Source organism: Nonomuraea sp. CA-141351 (assembly GCF_050944675.1).
Classification (GTDB): domain Bacteria; phylum Actinomycetota; class Actinomycetes; order Streptosporangiales; family Streptosporangiaceae; genus Nonomuraea.
In genome coordinates this window covers 11,699,449-11,716,239 of record NZ_CP191982.1, presented here as the reverse complement: position 1 = coordinate 11,716,239, position 16,791 = coordinate 11,699,449, and the positions used below count along the sequence as shown (strand labels likewise).

The 16,791-nt window shown below is 69.4% G+C and carries 16 protein-coding genes; 6 read left to right on the top strand and 10 right to left on the bottom strand.

Annotated elements, in window-relative coordinates:
• Window positions 1–18: 18 nt before the first annotated feature.
• Entirely contained in the window at window positions 19–429 is a 411-nt protein-coding gene (locus ACQPWU_RS55205) for a helix-turn-helix domain-containing protein (RefSeq protein WP_433435115.1), read from the top strand.
• A gap of 109 nt (window positions 430–538) precedes the next feature.
• Here ACQPWU_RS55205 and ACQPWU_RS55200 read toward each other — a convergent pair whose 3' ends face one another.
• Window positions 539–1,780 carry an MFS transporter gene (locus tag ACQPWU_RS55200; RefSeq protein ID WP_433435114.1) on the bottom strand — a complete coding sequence of 414 codons (1,242 nt, stop codon included), beginning with the start codon at window positions 1,778–1,780 and terminating at the stop codon, window positions 539–541.
• A gap of 136 nt (window positions 1,781–1,916) precedes the next feature.
• Entirely contained in the window at window positions 1,917–2,321 is a 405-nt protein-coding gene (locus ACQPWU_RS55195) for a RidA family protein (RefSeq protein ID WP_433435113.1), read from the bottom strand.
• Between the two features lie 209 nt (window positions 2,322–2,530).
• On the opposite strand from ACQPWU_RS55195, the gene ACQPWU_RS55190 reads away from it, so the two are divergent.
• Entirely contained in the window at window positions 2,531–2,911 is a 381-nt protein-coding gene (locus ACQPWU_RS55190; protein ID WP_433435112.1) for a winged helix-turn-helix transcriptional regulator, read from the top strand.
• 60 nt (window positions 2,912–2,971) lie between these two features.
• Here the strand turns inward: ACQPWU_RS55190 and ACQPWU_RS55185 are convergent, their stop codons facing one another.
• Window positions 2,972–7,567 (bottom strand): CHAT domain-containing protein, encoded by a 4,596-nt coding sequence (locus ACQPWU_RS55185; protein ID WP_433435111.1) that lies wholly within the window; start codon window positions 7,565–7,567, stop codon window positions 2,972–2,974.
• Window positions 7,568–7,645: 78 nt separating this feature from the next.
• Here ACQPWU_RS55185 and ACQPWU_RS55180 point away from each other — a divergent pair, with 78 nt between their 5' ends.
• Together ACQPWU_RS55180 and ACQPWU_RS55175 are read left to right on the top strand one after the other, a co-directional pair.
• Window positions 7,646–7,996: a hypothetical protein gene (locus ACQPWU_RS55180; protein WP_433435110.1), complete on the top strand. Its 351-nt coding sequence runs from the start codon at window positions 7,646–7,648 to the stop codon at window positions 7,994–7,996.
• Window positions 7,993–8,769: a hypothetical protein gene (locus tag ACQPWU_RS55175; RefSeq protein WP_433435109.1), complete on the top strand. Its 777-nt coding sequence runs from the start codon at window positions 7,993–7,995 to the stop codon at window positions 8,767–8,769. The genes ACQPWU_RS55180 and ACQPWU_RS55175 overlap by 4 nt, the downstream gene beginning before the upstream one ends.
• Before the next feature lie 130 nt (window positions 8,770–8,899).
• Here the strand turns inward: ACQPWU_RS55175 and ACQPWU_RS55170 are convergent, their stop codons facing one another.
• The 6 genes from ACQPWU_RS55170 to ACQPWU_RS55145 all read right to left on the bottom strand — a co-directional run bounded on the left by ACQPWU_RS55170 (window position 8,900) and on the right by ACQPWU_RS55145 (window position 15,180).
• Window positions 8,900–9,349, bottom strand: a complete 450-nt coding sequence (locus tag ACQPWU_RS55170; RefSeq protein ID WP_433435108.1) for a spore-associated protein A — start codon at window positions 9,347–9,349, stop codon at window positions 8,900–8,902.
• 608 nt (window positions 9,350–9,957) lie between these two features.
• Window positions 9,958–10,239: a hypothetical protein gene (locus ACQPWU_RS55165; protein ID WP_433435107.1), complete on the bottom strand. Its 282-nt coding sequence runs from the start codon at window positions 10,237–10,239 to the stop codon at window positions 9,958–9,960.
• Between the two features lie 268 nt (window positions 10,240–10,507).
• On the bottom strand, window positions 10,508–11,194 hold the full coding sequence (locus tag ACQPWU_RS55160) for a response regulator (RefSeq protein ID WP_433435106.1): 687 nt from the start codon (window positions 11,192–11,194) through the stop codon (window positions 10,508–10,510).
• A 1-nt stretch (window position 11,195) separates the two neighbouring features.
• Window positions 11,196–13,223, bottom strand: coding sequence for a histidine kinase (locus ACQPWU_RS55155; RefSeq protein ID WP_433435105.1), 2,028 nt, complete (start codon window positions 13,221–13,223; stop codon window positions 11,196–11,198).
• Window positions 13,220–13,918 carry a hypothetical protein gene (locus tag ACQPWU_RS55150; protein WP_433435104.1) on the bottom strand — a complete coding sequence of 233 codons (699 nt, stop codon included), beginning with the start codon at window positions 13,916–13,918 and terminating at the stop codon, window positions 13,220–13,222. Before ACQPWU_RS55150 ends, ACQPWU_RS55155 begins: the two co-directional genes overlap by 4 nt.
• A 299-nt stretch (window positions 13,919–14,217) precedes the next feature.
• Entirely contained in the window at window positions 14,218–15,180 is a 963-nt protein-coding gene (locus ACQPWU_RS55145) for a zinc-dependent alcohol dehydrogenase family protein (RefSeq protein WP_433435103.1), read from the bottom strand.
• Window positions 15,181–15,254: 74 nt separating this feature from the next.
• Between ACQPWU_RS55145 and ACQPWU_RS55140 the strand changes: the two genes are divergently transcribed.
• The gene (locus tag ACQPWU_RS55140; protein ID WP_433435102.1) at window positions 15,255–15,824 is read left to right on the top strand and encodes a TetR/AcrR family transcriptional regulator; all 570 of its coding nucleotides are present in this window, start codon (window positions 15,255–15,257) and stop codon (window positions 15,822–15,824) included.
• A gap of 214 nt (window positions 15,825–16,038) precedes the next feature.
• Complete coding sequence (locus ACQPWU_RS55135) at window positions 16,039–16,377, top strand: DUF6193 family natural product biosynthesis protein (protein ID WP_433445532.1); 339 nt, start codon at window positions 16,039–16,041, stop codon at window positions 16,375–16,377.
• A 40-nt stretch (window positions 16,378–16,417) separates the two neighbouring features.
• Here ACQPWU_RS55135 and ACQPWU_RS55130 read toward each other — a convergent pair whose 3' ends face one another.
• Window positions 16,418–16,729: a hypothetical protein gene (locus ACQPWU_RS55130; RefSeq protein ID WP_433435101.1), complete on the bottom strand. Its 312-nt coding sequence runs from the start codon at window positions 16,727–16,729 to the stop codon at window positions 16,418–16,420.
• Window positions 16,730–16,791 lie beyond the last annotated feature (62 nt).

Here is a 16,791-nt window from a genome sequence, read left to right as displayed (position 1 = left end):
GCGATGTATCCTTCGCGAATGGATGGCGGACAGTTGCACCGGTTGGGGAAGCGCCTCATCGAGCTCTCCTCACAGGTCACCGGCGAGGCCGGCGACCTGTCGCTCACGCCTGGAGAGGCCGCGGTCCTGGAAGACGTGATCAAGCACCCCGCCAGCTCGATCAGCGAGATCCACCAACGGACAGGCTTTGTGCAGAGCCACGTGTCCGCGTCGGTATCGCGCCTCAAAGCGCGTGGACTGGTGGAAGCCGAGACCGACCCGGGCGACGGGCGGCGCACCCGGGTCCGAGTGACCGACGGAGTCCTTCAGGCGGTCACCCGCCGCGCAGCCCGCAGCGTCGACCAGGTGATCGGCCGCGCCATCGGCGACACCGCTCGAGCTCGCCGGACGACCGAGTTGCTGGAGGAGCTGGCCGGCATCCTGCTGTGACTCTCTCCACTTCTACGGCCAAAGGAATGAGGTGGTGGCGCAGTCGCGTGTCAGCATTGCCCCCGGACCGGACCCGCCGACGGGGGATCCGGTCCGTCTCGGCTGCGGGCTACCGGAGCACGGCGCCGTCACCGTCGGTCTGCTCGGCTGGTGATGCAGTTGCTTCGGTCACCCTGATGGCACGTCGCTGGAGCACCAGTGCCCAGATCGTGGACAGGAGCGCGAACACACCGAGGGCGGCGAAACCGAATCCCACACTCGTGTGATCGGTGACGGTAGCCACGAGCAGCATGATGGCGATGGTCGCGGCGAGCCCGCCGCCGTTGGCGAGACCGAAGACCCGGCCGATATCCGCACGATCGGCCCGGGCCATCAGCAAATTTCGCGAGGAGATCCTGGCCTGGCCGAAGACGAACGCGCCGATGGGGACCAGCACGGCCAGTCCGGTGACACCCAATTGTCCCTGAACGACGATGAGCAGGCTACACGCGAGGAAACCTGCCACGGCGATGCGCAAATCGGAGTACCGCTGGGCGAACAGCCGGTACCCGGCAGCGGCGGCAAGGAAGCCGAGGCTGCCCAGAGCGTCTATGACGCCGAAGGTGCCCGCGCCGCGATTGAGCTCGAGCAAGACGTACGTGGGCAAGAGCGCGTTGAAGACAGTGACCACGACACTGCCCTGCGCGTACAGAAGGATCAGGCTGCCCATCGGAAGCGGAAGGTGGCCCGTGCCCGTGTGGTCTACTGGCTGGGAGTCGAGGCCGGTGACAGCCCTGGTTCGGCCGGTGGCGGCCACACACAGGGCGGACACGGCGAAGGTGCCCGCGTTGAAGACGAGCAGGGGTACGGCGCCGAAGACCTGGAGGGCGAGTCCGCCGACGGTCGCGGACAACAGCATGCCGGCCTGAGTGGCCATCTCGTAGTGGCCGTTGAAACGGCGCAGGACCGTACCAGCGGGAACTCGTTCCTTGATCAGCGCCGCGCTCGCCGGAATGAAGATCGCGCTGACCAGGGCGAGCGCAAAGTTCGCGGTGTAGATGCCGACCTCGCTCGCACCGCCCGCGGCCAGCCACAGCGGCAGGCCGAGGGCGACGATCGCGCTTACCGTGTCACAGGCGATCCACAGGAAGCGGCGATCCAGGCGGTCCGCGAGTCGTCCCAGGTACGGAGACAGGACGGCCTGGGGGAGCGCGACCGCGATGAACAACCAGCCCACGGCCATCATGTTCTGCTGTTCCCTGGCCAGCAGCAGCGCCCCGGTGATGAGCTGAATATTGTTGCCAAGCGCGGTTGTGAAGGCCGCAGCGATGAGCAGCCGCATAGGGGACCGGTGGTTGATCTGAACGGGCATGCGCATAGTCTCCGGAGCTTCACTGACATCAAATGTCAGTGAAGGCGCGTTTCTCTTATCCGGGACCGGTCCCCGTTCGTCCCTCGACGTCGTACCGCTGAGGTGGCGGGATGGCCCTCCCTCCGCGTGGCCGCCTTCAATCGATGATTGCGGTGACTTCGGCCTCAATGAGAATGCCGGGCTCAAAAAGGATGTCCACCCCGATCAGCGCCGCCGGCGGCGTAGCGATATCGAACTCGCGGGCCGCCTGTTCGATGCCCGCGTTGAAGGCGGCGTACATCTCTCTCTTCCAGCCTGCGGCGTACCACGTGAAGCGGACGACATCGTGAAACGTTGCTCCTGCCGCATCGAGCGCCTTGGCGACGTTGCGGTAGACCTGGGCGACCTGCCCGGCGAGATCGCCCGGTGCCACGAGTTCGCCGTTCTCGTCCCAGGCGACCTGTCCCGCGATGTGGACCTGCCTGCTCCCCGTCGCCACCGCGACGTGGTGGTAGATCGGGATTCGGACATGCCTGTCAGGGTTGATGAGCGAAACAGCCACGAGATCTCCTAGTCAGTCTTTCAAAGGCAACCGAGCGCCGTGGTCGGCCGCTTCGGCGCTCAGTGGTCAAGAGCATCTGTTCAGTGTCTGGGCACCGGGGCTCACGTCGGCCGAACCAAGACACCCGTGCTCTCTTGCGGTTACTCAGAAACCATAGGAGAGTATGCGCTGACGTGGAAGGGCGCACTTTTCAGTGACTGGGGAACGTAATGGTGACCAAGCCGTTCAGAGGCTCGTCCGACGAGGCGGACCTGAGGCGCGCGGACTCCCTGGCGCGAGAGATCTTCTCGGATGTCGCCAACAAGTGGGCGTTGCTGATCATCGAGGCTCTCGGTGAGCGCACCCTCCGCTTCACCGAGCTGCGCAACGAGGTCGAGGGCATCAGCCACAAGATGCTGACCCAGAACCTGCGCATGCTGGAGCGCAACGGCCTGGCCGAGCGAAAGGTGTACCCCACCGTGCCGCCGCAGGTCGAGTACACCCTCACCGAGCCGGGCCAAGCCCTGCGTGCAACGGTCGATCTCATCTGCGGCTGGACCCACCAGTACTTCGGCCACATCGAGACCGCCCGCCACCGCTTCGACGCCTGATGCGGGTAGCGGACATCGCCGCCGCCACCACGACCGGTTCCACGCGCGAACAGCTTGCCGTCAGGCCCCGATGTGGACAAAGGGTGCCCAAGTCATCGGGCTGCCGGACTCGGAACGTAGGCGCGTGACCGCGCGGTGCAACGCCAGAGCCGGTTCTGTGGCGTCATTTCGGGTCAGTTCCTCGTACACGTCCTGGGCCACCTTGGCTGCGGTGGCGTCGTTCAGCGTCCAGAGGGTGCCGATGACGTGCCGGTAGCCGGCCAGGTGGAACGCCGCGGCCAGATGGATGGCCTCGTCGGTGAGGGCGGTGTCGCCCTGGGCGGTCTCACAGGCCGACAGGAAAGCCAGATCGCCGCCGTCCACACCCACGGCGGTCAGGTCGAGCACGGTCAGGTCGGCGTCGTACAGGGCCAGATGACTCGCCGAAGGCCGGCTGGGGTCCTGGTCGCCGTGGCAGGCGAAGTGGACGCGTGGGTGCGCCGGGATGGCGTCGAGCACCGCCTGCCGAGTGGCGCGGGCCTCCTCCAGCACGACGGCGCGTGCTCCCAGGGCGTCCCGGATCGCCTGCACCTCGGTGGGGACATGGGGCAGGTCGGGGTAGCGGTCGTCCGGGCGGGGTGTGACGCTCAGCGCCGTCACCAAGGTCGTGGCGGACGGCGGCGCAGGAGGCGTGTTCCTGGCGCGAAGCAGGGCTTGCAGGGTGGGCGTGTAGGAGGAGGCGACATACTCGCCGGCCCACGTGGTGGTGCCGCCAGGACGATGCCGGCCGGCGGCGTGCAGCGGCAGCGTGGCCAGCGGCCCGGTCGGGCACCACCAGATCCTGGACACCCCGGGCAGTGCGAGCGCGTCGAGAACCGGCTGCGTCACGGCGTCCCACAGCCACTCCAGGGTGGCCAGCACGGTCTGGGTCGCGGCGATCCAGGCCGCAGGACCCTGGGAGGCCACGGCGAGGGCCTGGTGGAAGGCGTGTGCTCGCCGGGTGGCCTCGTCCTTGCTGAGCCTGGGCAGCGGGAGTACGCGCAGCCCACCGGTCGTGAGCAGCAGCGCGTCGCAGCGGAGGCGGTCCACGTTGACGATCACGACGGGCCCCCGGTCCGCGGTCCGCAGCAGGGTCGCGAAGTCGGGGGGCCGCAGGAACGCCGCGAAACCGGGCAACTCCCGGACCCGGTCGCGCAACTCGCTGAACCGGGCCGTGGCGTCGCGCCGCCGATCCGCCTCCTGATGCGGGGTGAGGCGCCCCAGCGGGCCGAGCTCGCCGGGCTGGATCGATCCGGCGGCCTGCGGGTCGTCGCGGCCGTCCAGTACGGCGCTCACTTCGTCGAACTCGGCTGCGAGCTCCGGATGCCGGGCACGCAGCTCGCTGCGGTCGCTCCTGGTTTCGAGCAACTGCGCCCACAGCACACTCCTGCCCTGCTCCAGGAGCTGGACGGCGGCCCTGGGGGAGTCGCAGGCCAGCGCGGCCGCAGCCGCTTCACCGGCCAGCCCGCCGACCTGTTTGAGCTGGTTCTCCTGGGATGCGCGGTCGAGGCCGCGCCAGGCCGCCAGCGGCAGCAACTCCTGCACGCAGGCGCGGTAATGCTCCAACGCCTCGGCCGGGCTGTCATAACGCAGGCAGTAACCGGCGAGCAGGCGCGTGTGCACAAGGCGGGTCAGAGCGCCGGCCGAGGTCACCCCGGCCGCCATCCGGAAGGCGGCCATGGCGCCGTTGCGATCGCGGGCGCGGCCGCGGCTCTCGTACCTCTCATTCAGCGCGAGGCCGAGCTGGCCGGCGCGGGGTCCCAGCGCGGGATCGTCGAGCGGGGTGGCGGACACCGACGCCTCGAGAGCACGGATGGAGGCCCGCAGGTCGCGGGCACGACGCGTCTCCCAGAACCGCAGGAGCATCCCGTGCCCCACCACATGCTGATGACTTGCCCACGAGGAGTCGTCCTTCCTGGTAGCCGCCAGCCCCTCACTGCCCAGGCGGATGATCTCGGTGAGGTCGTCGCGGTTGCCACCGTCGTAGCGCGTGACGTACAGCAGTGCCAGGCCCTTGGCGACGATGGGACGATGCGGATGGCGCTGTGGCAGCGCGGCCAGTGCCGCCTGGGCCGCCTCGATGGCGTCGTCGAGGTCGGCGCGCTCGCCGTGGACGTCGAAGCGTTCCCGCAACATGCCGGCCTTGTTGTAGAGGAGGACGATCCGCTGCCGGTGGTCGATGGTGGGGACGGCCAGAGCCAGATCGCTGATCTCGATGGCCTCGTCCAGGTCGCGGAGGTCGCCGCGGTGACCGGCCCGCTTCCACAGATTCCCGCTGAGGATCTCGTACGCCAGAAGCAGCACCGGTGAGTGACCAGGCAACTCGGCCAGCACGGATCGGGCGATCTCGACGCACTTGTCGATGTCGGCCGGATCGCCGATCAGCGTGAAGCGTTGCGCGAGCACGGTGGCCAGCTGTAAGCGGCAGAGCAGGCGGCGCAGGTCGCCCACCGCCAGGCCCTCGGCGGCGACGATGACGTCCATGGCGGTGTCGACGTCGGACCGCCGGCCGGTGCGCTGACTGCGTATCCACAGCACGTCGGACAGGCTGATGGCGGCCATCACCCGGCCCTGGGCACCGCCGGGCTCCCGCCATCCCTGCTCACCTGCCTCCACAGCGGCGTCCAGATCGGCGGGCGAGCCGGTCAGCTCGGCCCGGATCTTCAGTGCCTCGGACAGTCCGGCGAGGGCGGTCGTGCGATCCGTGCGGCCCAGCGGTAGCCCGGCTACGGCTCGCCGGTACGCGTCGATCGCGGCGTCGACCGCCGCGACATCCCCCGTGAGGAGGAACTGCTGCGACCTGGCCCGGCCCACCGACAGTAGCGCGCGGGACCGTTGGTCTCCGGTCGGCGCCCTGCGGGCCGCGCGTTCGGCCATGCCGATGGCGGTGGCATTATCCGCCGACCTGCCGCGCGCCGCCCGTTCCAGGAATGCCTCGCTCAACTCGGCCTCGCATGCGGCGCGTAGAGGATTCCTGTCAGGCAGCGCGTCGCGCGCCGCCTGGTAAGCCGCGATGGCCGCCTCCAAGTCGGCAAGATCACCATCGCGCCGGTAGCGGCGCAGCGCCGTCTGGCCGAGCGCGTAGTCGACGAGTCCCCTGTCAGCGGCCTCCACCGCACCGGCGGCCGCCGTGAAGATGCCGGCCGCCTCGGTGGCGTCGGCGGAGGCGGCCCGCAGGTCGGCAGGGTCTCCGGTGACGTCGTATTTCGCCGCCTTGTGCAGGGCGAGCTGGGTCAGAAGATGGCCCCGCAGGGGGCCGCCATCGGGTACGCCGGAGATCGCATCCGTCAGCAGGGCGAGGCTGCGATCCAGATCCCGGCGGTCGCCGCGGTGGCTGAACCGGGCATACAGCGCCCCGCTCAGGCTGATGCGCAGGTTGCCGAGCCGGTGCTCGTCGTGGCCGGGCGAGCCCAGCACCCTCTCGGCCGCGGCGATGGCCGCTTCCAACTCCTCCAAGCTGCCGGTGATGGCGTTGAACACCCTCGCGGACGCCCGGCTCACCTCGTCCTCAAGGTCGTCCCCCGAGGGCAGGTCGGCCTGGTCGCCGGTGATGGAGAACCGGGCGCTGAGCGCCTCGTACAGCTCCTGGCGCAGCTCTTTGTCATCGGGCGTGTCCGCGAGCAGGGCACGGAGCCGGGCGATGAGCTCGTCGACGTCACCCAGGCGCGGGCCCGGGGATATGCGGTTCCAGAGGAGGGTCCGCAGCAGCTCGTCGCCGACCCGCTCGATCGCGGACGATCCGGGATGCGGGTCGCCGAGCGCCTCGCGCAGCACCGTGATCGCCCGGTCCCGATCGGCCCGGTCACGGGTCTCGCCGAAGCGGGTGTAGATCATGATGCCGTACTGAATGTGGGCCAGGTGGCGGCTGGGCAGGTCGGCCGGCATGCTCTCCAGCAGGGCGGCGCAGGCGGCGGTGGTGACAGCCAGGTCTTCGGGGCGCCGCGTCAGGAGATAGCGGTTGGCGAGCACGGACACTTTCGGCAGCTCGAGTCCCCAGCGCAGTGGGCCGTTTCCCGGAAGCAGAGCGAGCGCGTCGTCCATCGTCTCGACCGCGGTCTGAGCGAGCGCCTGGTCTTCGGCCTCGACCGCCCGCGCGCTCATGACCAGCGCCAACTTGCTCAGGTGCGTCGCCAGGCCGGCGTCCCGGTCCTGGTCGGCATCGGAGTCGCCGGCTGTGCGGTCGATGGCGACGGCCTCCTCGCAGAGGATCAGTGCCTCGGCCAGGTCTCCGGCGTCACCCGCCCCCAGCAGCCGCCGCCTGGCGATCGTCAGCCCCAGCTTCGACAGGGTCGCGGCCGACCCCGGTGCGAGGTCGATCGCCTGCCGATACCAGCCGATCGCGGTCTCCACGTCAGCCGGATCGGACCTGGCGTCCCACCGCACGACCAGCGCGTCGGCCGCGCCGGCCAGCACTTCGGCCTCCTCGGGACTCTGTTCCAGGGCCGCCAACATGGCGGCCACGGCCCGGTCCAGGTCCTCCTGCGCGCCCGTGCGGCCGTAGCGCTGCAACAACGCCCTGCCGTACGGCACTCCTGCGTCCGCCTCGTACTGGGTGATGGCCTGGTCGAGGGCGTCGAGGTCGTCCTCGCGCTCGAAGCGGGCCACCAGATCGGCTGCGTTGTCGGCCGTGTGATCCATGTCACTCCAGAGTACGATCTGTGCTCGACGAATACCGGCCGTCCCGTAGTCGGCCGACTCGGGGAACGGATGGTGACCATGACCGAGGCCGAGGCGCGGGCCTGGCTCTGTACCGAGCTGCCCTCCTTACGGCAGGGCGCCGAGGAAGGCGGCTGGACCGCGTTCCTGGAGGACGCGCTGGCCGTGCTGGACGAGGGTGGCACCGCCCTCGACGTGCTGGCGCTCCTCGATCCCGGCTCGTCGGCCGGGCAGGCGAACCAGCGTGGCGACCACCAGCCATACTTGCTTTTCGGCGTCGGTTCCTCTGCGTTACGTGGTGACTACACCTGCCCGGACGGCTGGTGCTCCCGGCGCGCGGATCGGGACGCCAGAAACCGGCCCCCCGTGTGCCCGCTGCGCGGCCGGCCCATGCGCTTCGTCGAGCAGTGACCGCCGTGATCGACGCCCTGTTCACCGAGTTCGGCAAGAAGGCCACGGAACGCTGGCTGACCCCGGCATGGCTGCTCGGCCTCTCCTTCGTGGCCGCCCTGTGGTGCGCCGCCCTCCTGGGCCACGCGCACGCGCTGGACCTCACCATGCTCATTCAGCGGACCCGCTCTCACGTGAACCGGGTCGGCGCCGACCCGGTCACCGTGGCGGTCCTGGCGGCCGTCATCATCATGGCCGCCCTCGCCGCCGCGGGCCTCGCCCGGCTCCTGGTCGGAGTGGTGGAGCGGCTATGGCTGCTGGAGCTTCGGGGGCGCAGGCTCACCTGGCCGGGCCGCCGCCTGGCGTTGCTGGACCAACGGGTGCAGGCCGAGTACCACGGGCTGCGGGTGGCCCTGATCTGGCCCCGGCTGTGGTCGATCCTTGAGGATCACAAGCGTCTGCCTGTGCAGAACGCCCGTGCGGGTCTGGACAACGCGGCGATCACTGTGAGCTGGGGACTGCTGTACGCGCTGCTCGGCTGCGCTTGGTGGCCCGGGTTGCTGGTCGGGGTCGGCCTGGCGTTCGGGGGCTGGAGGCTCGCCCGCCGGTACGCGCACGCGTACGCGACCCTGGTGGAGAGCCTCGTGGATGTGCATCAGGGAGAGTTGGCCAAGGCGTTGGGCGTGGAACTGCGGCACGGCGTGATCACAGCGGACGAAGCCGGCCAGATCAACGCCCGCCTCAGCAAGGGAAGCGCTGATCAGCCAGAACGGCTTCGGCGCAAACGCGGCTGAACAGCGATGAGTGCGCTGTCGCACTAGCTCACTCAGGCAGATAGATGACTCGACTTCCATCGGCGGACGGACCTTGCTGCCAAGATCCGTACCGATCCTCCTCCAACCTGGCTATCGGTGCCGCAGGCGGTCACACGTCGTAATTGCCGGTGCTGCACCTGAGGGGCTTGTGGGTGTCGGTGAAGCCCCCGCTGTCCGTCTTGCCGCCGTAGGTGATGCCGCCGGAGAACAGGCAGTCACCAGAAGAACCTACGTGCATGCGGATCGGGCCGGCGTAGTACGCGTAGCTTCCCGAGTCCGTCTTCTGGTCTCCAGAGTTCCACTGCTTGAGCCACGCCTTGGTCGACGCGGCTTTGCCATAGGCCGAACCGGTGTGCAGGGTCACGACACATGCGTAGGCGTTGCCGCTGTTGTAGAGCAGGTAAGTCCTGGCATAGGTCATGGTCACGTATCTCACGACCTTGTAGCCGCTGCCGCAGACGCCCTCCGGCGTGTAGCCCGCGGCATCGGCGGGGGTCGAGACGGCAGCGAGGGTCGCGGTGGCGACAGCCGCGGCGGTGAGCCGCTTCGTTAGCTTCATGAGTCCCCTATCTCCAGCTAGGAAAGTGCGTGGCACGGTACTACTCGCACGGTGATCGAAGATCGCCATAAGGTGATCATCACTTGAACGATCACGGAAATCATGAGATCGGCCCGCTTGCGAAACCGGCGGTCTGCCCTCCTCGTACCGTCCTGACCCGAGTGGGTGGCTGCCCTCGCGTGGCCTACAGCGATCGTGACTATCTGATTGCGTTGGGTGACGTCCAGCGGGGATCGGCTCTACCTGCGGCACGGGCGCTGAAGCTCTTCATCCTCAGGCGGCCTGGGCGACCCGGAGATTCTCAAGGACGGCGATGGCCTTGCACAGGTAGCCGGCCTTGGAAGGACTGCAGCGTAGCTTGCGGAGGACCTTTCAGCTCTTCGGTTGGGCGTTCGCACGCACGGGCGTCAGCCGTCCCGCGGCCCGGCCCGGAGCGTGTTTCAAAAGCGTTGGGATCGGCCTGAGCCTTCGGTTGCAGAGCGAGGGCTCAGGCCGAGTCTTATGTGGGGTTCGGTGAGGGATGGGGATTGGAGCGGGAGTGGCTCATTGTGCTTTGCCGGGAACGGGATCTTTGCAGCATCGTGGCCGGTTGGATGTGGAGCACTCGTTCACATGCCGTCTCGACGGCCTGCCGCCTCGACACCGAGAATGGCGAGGCCTTGTCGTATCTCGGTCCAGATGTCGTCGATGTCAGTCTTCGCCTCGGCCATGCCTGTCGCGGTGGTGGCGTTGTCGTGGTTGGGGCACTGGCCGGCTTTGAGCGTGCGGAGGTGCAACAGTAGCTCGAAGATCTGTGCCTCTAGGTTCACGTACTCCTGCCTTTCCCTGTCTTTGCGCAGCTCCGGCGGGTTCCCGGGCCTGATGAGGGGCCGGGTCTTGCTGTAGCACACGGTGGCAGACGGGCCGCGTCCACGCAGCCATCGTTCGTGGCCAGGGTGGGGTTCTCTATGCCGGCGCTGATGTTGTTTCTTCCGCGGGACTTGAACGGGCACCATGCGCGAATGGGCCCATGAGCAGGGGAACGGGGAGAAACGACCGATCACAGACGGGCTCGCCCTATGGGACTGGCGTGAGGCGCCGGGCCTAGATCCTGAACCAGAAGCCCGAACTCGTGGACTGCTGAACGGCCCGCACTCCGGCGGGGAGCGGTGATCCAGTTCACACCGTCCCCGGGCCGCCGGGTTCCGGGGTGCCGAATCCCACGCGCCGGGCCCGTACGATGGCCTGCGCTCGGTCGTCGACCCGTAACTTCGCGAAGATGCTGGATACGTGGTTGCGCACCGTCTTCTCGCTCAGGAAGAGGCGGCGGGCGATCTCGCTGTTGTTGAGCCCGTCGGCGACCAGCCGCAGCACTTCGATCTCGCGGTCGGTGAGCTCGGGCAGGGGCCGGGCGGCGCGGCCTCCGGCGGGGGCGGCGGCGAAGTAGGCGAGGGCGCGCTCGGCGATGCCGCTTCCAAAGATCACCTCTCCCAGGACGACGGCCCTGACCGCGCGGACGATCTGCTCCTGCTCGGCGCCCTTCACGAGGTAGCCGCGCGCCCCCGCCCGCATCGCCGTGAAAAGCGACTCGTCGTTGTCGAACATCGTGAGCACCAGGACCGCCACCTCGGGCAGCCGCCTCCGCAGCTCGCCGATCGCCTCGATGCCGTTCGTGCCCGGCATGTCGAGGTCCATCAGCACCACATTCACGCCCAGGTCGGCGGCGAGTTCGACGGCGGCCCGGCCGTCCGCCGCCTCACCGGCGACGACCAGCCCGTCCACGTCGGCGAGCGCCGCGCGCAGGCCGTACCGGAACATCGGGTGGTCATCGGCGATGAGCACCCTGATCGGCTCCTCGGTGGCCACCTCATCCCTCCAGCCTCAGCGTCGCGAGGACCAGTGTGCCCCCGCCGTCGGCGGGGCCGATCTCGCACGTTCCACCGAGCTCGGCCGCCCGTTCCGCCATCGACCGCAGCCCGATCCCCCGGCCCGGCCCGCTCCGCTCGATGCCCACGCCGTCGTCCCGTACGCTCAGCCGGAGCACGCCGGGACCGGTGGACACGTCGATGTCACACACCTGGGCATGCGCGTGCCGGGCCACGTTGGTCAGCGCCTCCAGCACGATGCGGTAGGCCGCGACCTCGACCGCGGAGACGAGCGACGGCAGGTCCTCCGGGGCCGTGACCGTGATCGACAGAGCACCGCCCGTCCGGGCCGACAGCGTGTCCGCGTGCCGCCGCACGGCCGCGACGAGGCCGAGGTCCGCGAGCCCCGCCGGACGCAGATCGGCGACCATGCGGCGCACCTCGTCCAGGCCGCCGACGACCTCGGACTCCAGACGTCCGAGCAGCTCGGCGGGGCCGGACTCGCCGACCGCCCTCCGTGCCGCGCCCAGGCCGAGTGCGACCCCGGCCAGCGTCGGGCCGAGCCCGTCGTGCAGGTCCCTGCGGATGCGGTGCCTTTCCTCCTCGCGGGCCGCCAGCACCCGGTCCCGGGAGCGCCGCAGGTCACGGGTGAGCCGGACGCCGTCGGCGGCGGCGCCCGCGTGCCGGGCGAAGTCGTGCAGGAGACGCTCGTCGGCCGGGTCGAGCCGGCGCTGCCCCTCACGGAGCCCGATCGTCAGCCGTCCCACGTCCTGCCCCGCGTGCCGGAGCCGCAGGTGGACGAGGCCGGCGGACGGCTCGCCGTACAGGGAGGCGGGAAGGTGCTCCCCCTCGAGGGTCACCTCGGCGTACGGCAGGCGCAGGCCGACAGCCACCGTCCGCACGATGATCGCCAAGACCTCGTCGGGGGCGATCGCAGCCGACAGCTGGCGTCCCAGATCCGTGATGACGGTGTAGGGGTCGCGGCTGCCCCCGTACAGGAGGCGGTCGATCGCCCGCTGGACCAGCGCCTGGGCGGGCGACAAGCCGAGAGCGATCACCACGGCGGCGGCCACGGCGCCGGTGCCCTGACCGCCGAGGACGTTCGAGGCCAGACCGACGAACAGCCCGAACACCCCCGCGACCAGGACGGTCAGGGCGACATAGACGAGAGTGCGGCTGAGCAGACGGTCGGCCCCGAACAGCCCGTGGCGGACCGTCGCCACGCCCAGCGCAACGGGGAAGAATCCCCACGCCGCGGCGGGAAGCAACCCGGTGTCGTCCGGCGGCAGCTGGGCAAGCAGCCCGACGAGGAACGGGACGAAGAACCAGCCGATGCGCCGCCGCTCGGGCCCCTCAGCCCGTCGCAGGCGCAGCACCAGCCCCGCCGCGCCCGCCAGACCGCAGGCGACCGCCACGGCGAGTGACGCCCCCGCCACCGCCATCAGCGTCGCGTCGGCCCCAGGCGGCAGGGCGAACGGATCGGTCCACCGGGGGAACTCGTCCCGCATCGGCGCGCCGGACAGGAAGACGGCTACCGTGCCGCACGTAACGGCGGCGCCTCCCACCCACAGCAGGGGACGCCACCTCGGCGAGGCGGCCCTGCCGTCGGGGAACAGCGGGATGATGAACGCGGCCGCGAGCAGCATCCCGGGGAACCACACGTAGGCCCCCAGGAACGCGGCCAAGCCCGCCAGCGGCAGCGGCGGCGTCCGCTGCGCGTACTGCGCGCCGAGCACGCACAACCCCTGGAACTGGCCCTCCGCGACGAAGATCCAGCCGAGCGCGTGGTTCGGCCGGCTCCGCACGATCACCGCCCCCACGATGCCGAAGGACACGGCCACGGCGGCCCCGGTCACCTCGTTCTGGCCGACCAGCCGGGCCGGGGCCTGCCCGTTCACCCGCGCGAGGACGGCCCACAGCAAAACCTCGACCACGGCGGCAACGCCGAGGGCGACGGCCGCCGTGGACCGGGCGGCCCGGCGGCCGTTGTCCGCGGGCACGGCCACCGTCGCCGGGCCGGTAAAGGTCATCGCCGCTCCATCACGCCGCTGCGGCCGTCGAGGCTCTCCGCCACGGGCGTGCGCAGCAACGCCACGGCCATCCAGACCAGCCCGGCGGTCGCGATCAGCGTGCTCGGGAACGGCGGGCTCACCAGCTCGGTCAACTGGAAGGCGACCAGCAATGCCGCGGCCGCCCGGGGGAGGGCGCGGGAGCGCCAGACGGCCACCATCATCACGACGATACCGACGAAGGCCCCGACGAAGAACATCGCCATGAAGACCGTTCCCGGCAGCGAGGGGTCGGGGGCGTCGCCCACCACCGCAGAGAATACCCCGGGGTCGATCTTCCCGCTTCTGGCGACCATGTAGCCGACCAGCCCGACTCCGCTGATCACGGCCTGCCCGGTGAGCCCGAGGACCAGCAGCACGGCCCCGGCCCAGGCGAGCCGCGGGGATCGGCGCCGGGACAGCAGCAGCCAGACGGCGGTGGCGCCGAGGAGGCTGGGCGTGGCGAGCATGTCGGCCGTGATGGCGATCCCGGCGGGGCCGGGGTGGGCGGCGGTCCAGGTCAGCGAGGCTGCGCCGTTCAGATCGGGTTCGATGACGTCCGCGATGGCCCACAGCAGGCCGGACAGGGTCAGGGTGAGCGCGCCGGCGACACGGGCCGGGCCGCTCCAGGAGGCGGCGGGAGACGTGGTGCGGACGGGACTGTCGAGCGATGTCATCGGAGGCTCCGTTCGTGACCGGCCGGGATCCGGCCGCGTGGCAGAACGGTCCACTGGGACCTGTCCCGGGCACATCCGACCGGGGTCCCGTCCCGGCCCGGGCGGTGAGGCACGGGAGTACGGCCCAGCTCGGCCGGAGGGAGCGCGGCGGCCCGGACGGGCGGAGCAAGGACAACCGGTTCCGTGCACTGTCATGCCGCGACCGCATGGTCGCCGAACTCGGACCGAGCGCACGGCAAGCAGCAGATGAGTGCGCTTGGACGACAGACCCGGGGGCGCCGTGCTGTCGTGGTAGGTGACTACGGGGTCAGCACGATCCTCCCGAAGACCTCTCCTGCGTCCATCTTCTGGTGTGCCAGTACGGCGTGCTCCAGCGGCAGCACCTCGTGCACCACCGTCTGGAGCTCGCCACGACCCGCGGCAGCGAACTGCTCCATCCGCACGGCACGTCGAGCGGGCTCCGCTACCGTCGCGGCGCTGAGGGTGGCGAAGGACATCGACCTCTGGAATGCGGCCATCAACCTCGTGCCGAAGTCTGCCGGCGGATGGCCCCCGACCGCGCCGACAACCACGAGTCGACCATTAGGGTTGAGCCTGTCGAAGAACGAAGGCATGTCTTCACCTGCTACGACGTCGATGATGACGTCGTAGCCCGGGGGATCGTCCGGCCCTCCTTGCCCGGAGCGGTCCAGCACGTGGGTCACACCGAGGTCGCGCAGTCGACGGCCACGCTCAGGGGAGGAGGTGGTGGCTGCCACGGCGCTGGCACCACCGCGCGCCGCGAGCTGGACCGTCATGATCCCGATGCCGCCGGCCGCGCCGCGCACCAGCACGGTCTCGCCCGAAGAGAAGTGAGCGTGGGAGAGACCGAAGTGGGCCACGACCCCGGAGCTCCCGAGCGTCACGGCGTCGACGGCGGAAAGGCTCGCCGGGAGGGGCAAGACCTCTCCGATCGGCGCAATCGCTTGCTCGACGTAGCCGCCGCCTGTACCGGTGAACGCCCACACGCGCTGCCCGACCCATGCGGGGTCGACGCCATCGCCCACCGCGGTCACCGTCCCCGCCACCTCGCCGCCTGGGACATGGCCCTCCCGGAAGCCGTAGGCAGCGAGAGCACCGCTTCGGATCATGACGTCGACGCCTCCGACGCCGATCGCCTCACTGGCGATCAACACCTGTCCCTGAGCGGGAGCCGGGCCAGGGATGTCGATGACTGCCAGCCCCTCGGGACCCCCGAACTCCTTGATCGCGACTGCCTTCACTGTTGTCCCTCCGCCGACCCCTGGTTGCTTGGGACGCTAGCGGACGCCGGCGTCCGTTTAGCTAAAGTGAGAGAGTGATCGACCGTTTGCCTCAGACGCTGCGTTCGGACGCGCTGGACAACCGCGAGCGCATCCTCGACGCGGCTCGGGCAGTGTTCGCCGCACAAGGCCTGGACGTGCCGATGCGCGAGATAGCCCGGCGCGCCGGGGTCGGCCCTGCCACCCTGTACCGCCGCTTCCCCACCAAGCAGGCGCTGGCCACTGAGGCCTTCACAGAGCAGATGCATGCATGCCACGCCATTGTCGAGGAGGGGCTCGCCGACCCGGATCCGTGGCACGGCTTGTGCCTCGTGATCGAGAAGCTCTGTGAGCTGCACGCACGAAACCGAGGCTTCACCACGGCGTTCACCTCGGCCTTCCCCCACGCCATTGATCTCGCCGCGGGGCGCGAACACGCGCTCACTTCGCTCGCCGAGCTCGCGCGCCGTGCCAAGGACACCGGCCACCTGCGGCCCGACTTCGTCCTGGACGACCTCATCCTCATGCTGATGGCCAACGGCGGCCTGCACGCCACATCGACAAACGCCCGGGTTGCTGCCTCCCGCCGCTTCGCCGCGCTCGCCATTCGGGCATTCCGAGCTTGATCGGCACTCACTGCAATGCCCCTGCGCGTTCGCCACCCTCTTCGCCAGAGGCCTGCGCGAGTACGTTAGGAACTGGAGAGCCGAAGAATCCCCCTTCGCGGTCGTGGGAACCGTCACGGGGGCCGGGGCGGCGGTCGCCGTAGTCATCCAGGTTGACGCTTGTTCCTCATGGAATTCTGGGAACGAGGCGTCATGATGGCCAACGGCAAGACCACTGACCTGGCCGCCGCAGCAGGCGCGACCGGCGCCTGGCAGACCGGCAGCAGTCTCGCGGCATTGCGCGAGGCATGGCCCTTCGTGCGCTACGGCGAACTCCAAGAGGCCTTCGAACGCGGCAACCCTACCCCGGTCAAATGGGAGATCCTCCGGCGCTCGAAACGGCCAGCTCATCGACCAGGATCTCAACTCGCCCTATGGGACTGGCCACATCACAGAAGCCGAAACCGCAGCCGAGGCTGTGGCGATCATGGTCGCCCACCTACCAGCTGGATGCGGCCGGGCGATCGACGGAACAGCCGACGACCTTGACGACCCGACCCCTGATTCCACATGAAGGGCGGCAGGTCGGTGGACGGGTCCCGCGCAACACGCGCTCAGGGGCACCCATTGGCGCCCTCCGCTTCGAGGGCAGCAGACCGTAGGTCGTTCCAGTGATATCCGCAGTTCTCAGGTGGAAGGCCTTCGAACGTGTGAAGAGGATCAATTTCTAGGTCGCACACTTGCTCATCCTGCGAAAGCGCGTGGTATGCCACGGCTTTATTCATGGCACTCGTCACATCAGGCGCCTCCACAACCCACGTGTAGGGGGCCTCTCCGTCGAACCGTTCAGGACCCGCAATGGTCACTGTGAAGATCTTTATCACCTGTTGCTTCCTCCTGCAGCCAAGATCGATGTCACGGTCCAATGTCGGCAATCATCAAGGCATTCGACGCCGACGGTCATGCGGAGCGTCGGTCCTTTGTCATG

Coding starts and splice junctions, on each gene's coding strand:
- ACQPWU_RS55200 (WP_433435114.1), bottom strand. CDS start 1,780: ATGCCCGTTCAGATCAACCACCGGTCCCCTATGCGGCTGCTCATCGCT.
- ACQPWU_RS55185 (WP_433435111.1), bottom strand. CDS start 7,567: ATGGATCACACGGCCGACAACGCAGCCGATCTGGTGGCCCGCTTCGAG.
- ACQPWU_RS55190 (WP_433435112.1), top strand. CDS start 2,531: ATGGTGACCAAGCCGTTCAGAGGCTCGTCCGACGAGGCGGACCTGAGG.
- ACQPWU_RS55170 (WP_433435108.1), bottom strand. CDS start 9,349: ATGAAGCTAACGAAGCGGCTCACCGCCGCGGCTGTCGCCACCGCGACC.
- ACQPWU_RS55150 (WP_433435104.1), bottom strand. CDS start 13,918: ATGACATCGCTCGACAGTCCCGTCCGCACCACGTCTCCCGCCGCCTCC.
- ACQPWU_RS55180 (WP_433435110.1), top strand. CDS start 7,646: ATGACCGAGGCCGAGGCGCGGGCCTGGCTCTGTACCGAGCTGCCCTCC.
- ACQPWU_RS55205 (WP_433435115.1), top strand. CDS start 19: ATGGATGGCGGACAGTTGCACCGGTTGGGGAAGCGCCTCATCGAGCTC.
- ACQPWU_RS55155 (WP_433435105.1), bottom strand. CDS start 13,223: ATGACCTTTACCGGCCCGGCGACGGTGGCCGTGCCCGCGGACAACGGC.